The organism is Streptomyces sp. NPDC104309 (genome assembly GCF_055584025.1).
The window spans coordinates 1-3,272 of record NZ_JBVJMV010000121.1 but is presented as its reverse complement, the minus strand read 5'-3'; the positions used below and the strand labels follow the sequence as shown (position 1 = coordinate 3,272).

Sequence of the window (3,272 nt, the reverse complement as noted above, 5' to 3'; positions counted from 1 at the left end):
CTTAGTGGTCGGCTCCGGAAATCCTTCGGGGGTTGACTCAGTGTCAGGCACAGGCGGCGTCGAGGAGCGTTTCGGCTGCGGCGGTGCGGGCGTAGAGGACGGAGCGGCCGGCCCGGTGGGCACTGACCAGGCCCGCGTTGCGTAGTGCGGTCAGATGTTGGGATACCCCGGCGGTGGAGAGCCCGGTGCGGTGGGCCAACTGTGTGGTGGACGCCGGGGTCTCCAATTCGGTCAGCAGCAGGGCCCGCGAGCGGCCGAGTACTGCGGCGAGGGTGTCGGTCCGGGTAGCGGGCCGCGCCTGCCAGAGCAAGCCGACACCGCGCGCCGGATAGACGAGTTGTGGTGGATCCGGCAGCGTCGTTCGGGTGCGCAGTCCCGGGCCGGTGAAGGCCGAGGGGATCAGCAGCAGTCCCGTGCCTGCCGTCGTGCGGGTCAGCGGCTGCTTTCGGCGGGTCATTCGCAGCGCGTTGTCGTCCCAGCTCACCGACGTGTGCAGGTCGTTGAGGAGGTGGCCGGTGCCGTGCTCGGCGGCCATGCGGGCCCGGTAGAGGATGTCCGCTTCCAGTACTGCCCGGATTCGTGCCCAGTAGGGGGCGAGTGCCAGCTCCCAGTATGTTTCGATCTCTTCTGTGACCTTGGCGAGGCGGCCTGGCGGGTCGGCGTGCAGGGTCCGCAGTCGGGGGCCGGGGTTCCCCTGGTGGCGGGCCAGGTGGTCGAGGTCCTGGCGTACCCGGTCGGCGGGCGAGGCCCGGATCGCGTCCCGCTCTTCCTGGGGCGTGTGGGCCGGCCCGGCTGGGGCAGGGTTGAGGAAGTCGGGGACGTAGCCGGTGGGCGGGATCAGCTCGGACAGCCAGCCCCGGTCCAGCCCGGCGGCCGTCAGGCGCGGCCGTACCTGGTCGGCCCAGGGCCGGTGGACCGGATGCGCGGTGCCGGACATCAGCAGCCGGAAACTGGGCGCGACCTCCCACATCGGTGAGACGGCGAACCGCACCTGCGCCAGATCCCTCGCCGAGAACGCCAGCTCTGCCAAGACGACCACTCCTCATTGGATTCGGGCATGTGTGAATCAATGGCAGGCCAGCCCACCGTGCGGACATCATCGCGCCATGACCTCACAGACGACCGCCGCAGCGGCATCCGGCACCTGGACGCTCGGCGACCGCACCGTCAACCGGGTCGGCTTCGGCGCGATGCGCCTGACACAGCACGGCGAGGTATTCGCGGCCGATGCCGTCCCACGTGACCGCGACCAGGCGATCAGCGTGCTGCGCCGCGCACTCATCCTGGGCGTGAACCATATAGACACCGCCGCGTTCTACTTCTCCCGGCTGCGCTCGGCCAACGAGCTGATCAACCAGGCACTGGCCCCCTACCCGGACGACCTCGTCATCACCACCAAGGTCGGACCGGGCCGCGAACCCTCGGGCCAGTGGCTGCCGCACGCCACCCCCGAGCAACTACGCGGCCAGGTCGAGGAGAACCTGCGCCAACTCGGCCGCGACCACCTCGACGTGGTGAACCTGCGCATCGTCGGCACCGACTCCATCGCCGAACGCTTCGGCGCGCTCGCCGAACTGCGCGCGGCCGGACTCGTCCGGCACCTGGGCCTGTCCAACGTCCGCCCCCACCACCTCGCCGAGGCCCAGGCCATCGCGCCGGTGGTCTGCGTCCAGAACATGTACGGCATCGGCGCATCGCCCGAGCAGAAGGAGTTCCTGCGCCTCTGCGATGAGCAAAGCATCGCGTTCGTGCCGTTCTACTCGATCGCTGGCACCGGACGCACCGCTGGCGCGACCACCGACCACAGCAGGGAGGTGCACACCATCGCCCGCGCCCGCGGCGTGAGCGCAGCCCAGATCCGGCTGGCGTGGACCCTGCACCAGGGCTCCCACGTCCTGGCCATCCCCGGCACCGGCGACCTTGACCACCTCGCCCAGAACGTCGCCGCTGGCGCTCTGCGCTTGTCCGAGGACGAACTCACCGGCCTGGACCCCCTCCACCACGAGACGGCATGAGCAAGACCCCCATGGCGCTGTGATCCACTTCTGCTGATCGGCCTGTCTGCCTTGCCTGTTCCTGCCGCTCGCCCCATAGTCCTGACTGCCGCCGAGCGGCAACGGTTGAAGAAGGCGGCCTACGGTCACAAGACTCCGCACCAGGTCAGGGTCCGGTCACGGATCGTGCTCCTGGCGACTCGGGGCAGGTCCAATGCGCGGATCGCTGTCGAGGTGGGAGTGCACGTGGACACGGTGCGCACCTGGCGGGGCCGGTTCGCCGACGGCGGTTTGCCGGCCCTGGCCGACCGCAAGCGCAGCGGGCGCCCGGCCCGCTTCACCGCCGTGCAGGTCGCCGAGGCCAAGGCCCTGGCCTGTCAGCTCCCGGCCGAGACCGGGGTGTCGCTGTCGCGCTGGTCGTGCCCGGAGCTGGCGGCAGAGCTGACCGCGCGCGGCGTCACCGATAGCGTCTCAGCGTCCACCGTGCGCCGCTGGCTGCGTCAGGACGTGCTCAAGCCCTGGCAGTACCGGTCCTGGATCTTCATCCGGGACCCGGACTTCCGCGCCAAGGCCCAGCGCGTCCTTGACCTGTACGCCCGAACATACGAAGGCAAACCCCTCCGCGCGGACGAGTACGTGGTCTCCAGCGACGAGAAGACCTCGATTCAGGCCCGCTGCCGCTGCCACCCGACCCTGGCCCCGGGCCAGGCCAGGGCGATGCGCGTCAACCACGAGTACGGACGCGGCGGTGCCGTGGCCTACCTGGCCGCCTACGACGTCCACCAGGCGAAAGTCTTCGGCCGCTGCGAGACCAGCACCGGCATCGTGCCGTTCATGGCCCTGGTCGAACAGGTCATGACACAGGAGCCCTATGCCAGCGCCAGACGCGTCTTCTGGATCGTCGACAACGGCTCCTCCCATCGGGGGAAGAAGGCCATCGACCGTCTGACCAAGGCGTTTCCGAACGCGGTCATGGTCCACACCCCTGTCCACGCCTCCTGGACCAACCAGATCGAGATCTACTTCTCGATCGTCCAGCGCAAGGTCGTCTCACCCAACGACTTCACGGACCTGACCCAGGTCCGGGACCGGCTCCGAGCATTCGAAGACCGCTACAACGCCGCGGCACAGCCGTTCCAGTGGAGGTTCACCACCTCCGACCTGGACGATCTGCTGGCCCGGCTCGACCGACACACATCCGCCGACCGACACCAAGAATCCTCCATCGCCCTGGCAGCGTGATCAACCCCCGAAGGACTTCCGGAGCCGACCACTTAG

The 3,272-nt window shown here is 69.2% G+C and carries 3 protein-coding genes; 2 read left to right on the top strand and 1 reads right to left on the bottom strand.

Features of this window, described 5'->3' with window-relative positions; all coding sequences use genetic code 11:
• Window positions 1-43: 43 nt before the first annotated feature.
• On the bottom strand, window positions 44-1,021 hold the full coding sequence (locus ACZ68L_RS46665) for an ArsR/SmtB family transcription factor (protein ID WP_469590976.1): 978 nt from the start codon (window positions 1,019-1,021) through the stop codon (window positions 44-46).
• 85 nt (window positions 1,022-1,106) lie between these two features.
• On the opposite strand from ACZ68L_RS46665, the gene ACZ68L_RS46660 reads away from it, so the two are divergent.
• Both ACZ68L_RS46660 and ACZ68L_RS46655 read left to right on the top strand, forming a co-directional pair.
• Window positions 1,107-2,015: an aldo/keto reductase gene (locus ACZ68L_RS46660; RefSeq protein ID WP_469590974.1), complete on the top strand. Its 909-nt coding sequence runs from the start codon at window positions 1,107-1,109 to the stop codon at window positions 2,013-2,015.
• A gap of 51 nt (window positions 2,016-2,066) precedes the next feature.
• Window positions 2,067-3,236: an IS630 family transposase gene (locus ACZ68L_RS46655; RefSeq protein ID WP_469590972.1), complete on the top strand. Its 1,170-nt coding sequence runs from the start codon at window positions 2,067-2,069 to the stop codon at window positions 3,234-3,236.
• The last annotated feature ends 36 nt before the right edge of the window (window positions 3,237-3,272 follow it).

Coding starts and splice junctions, on each gene's coding strand:
- ACZ68L_RS46660 (WP_469590974.1), top strand. CDS start 1,107: ATGACCTCACAGACGACCGCCGCAGCGGCATCCGGCACCTGGACGCTC.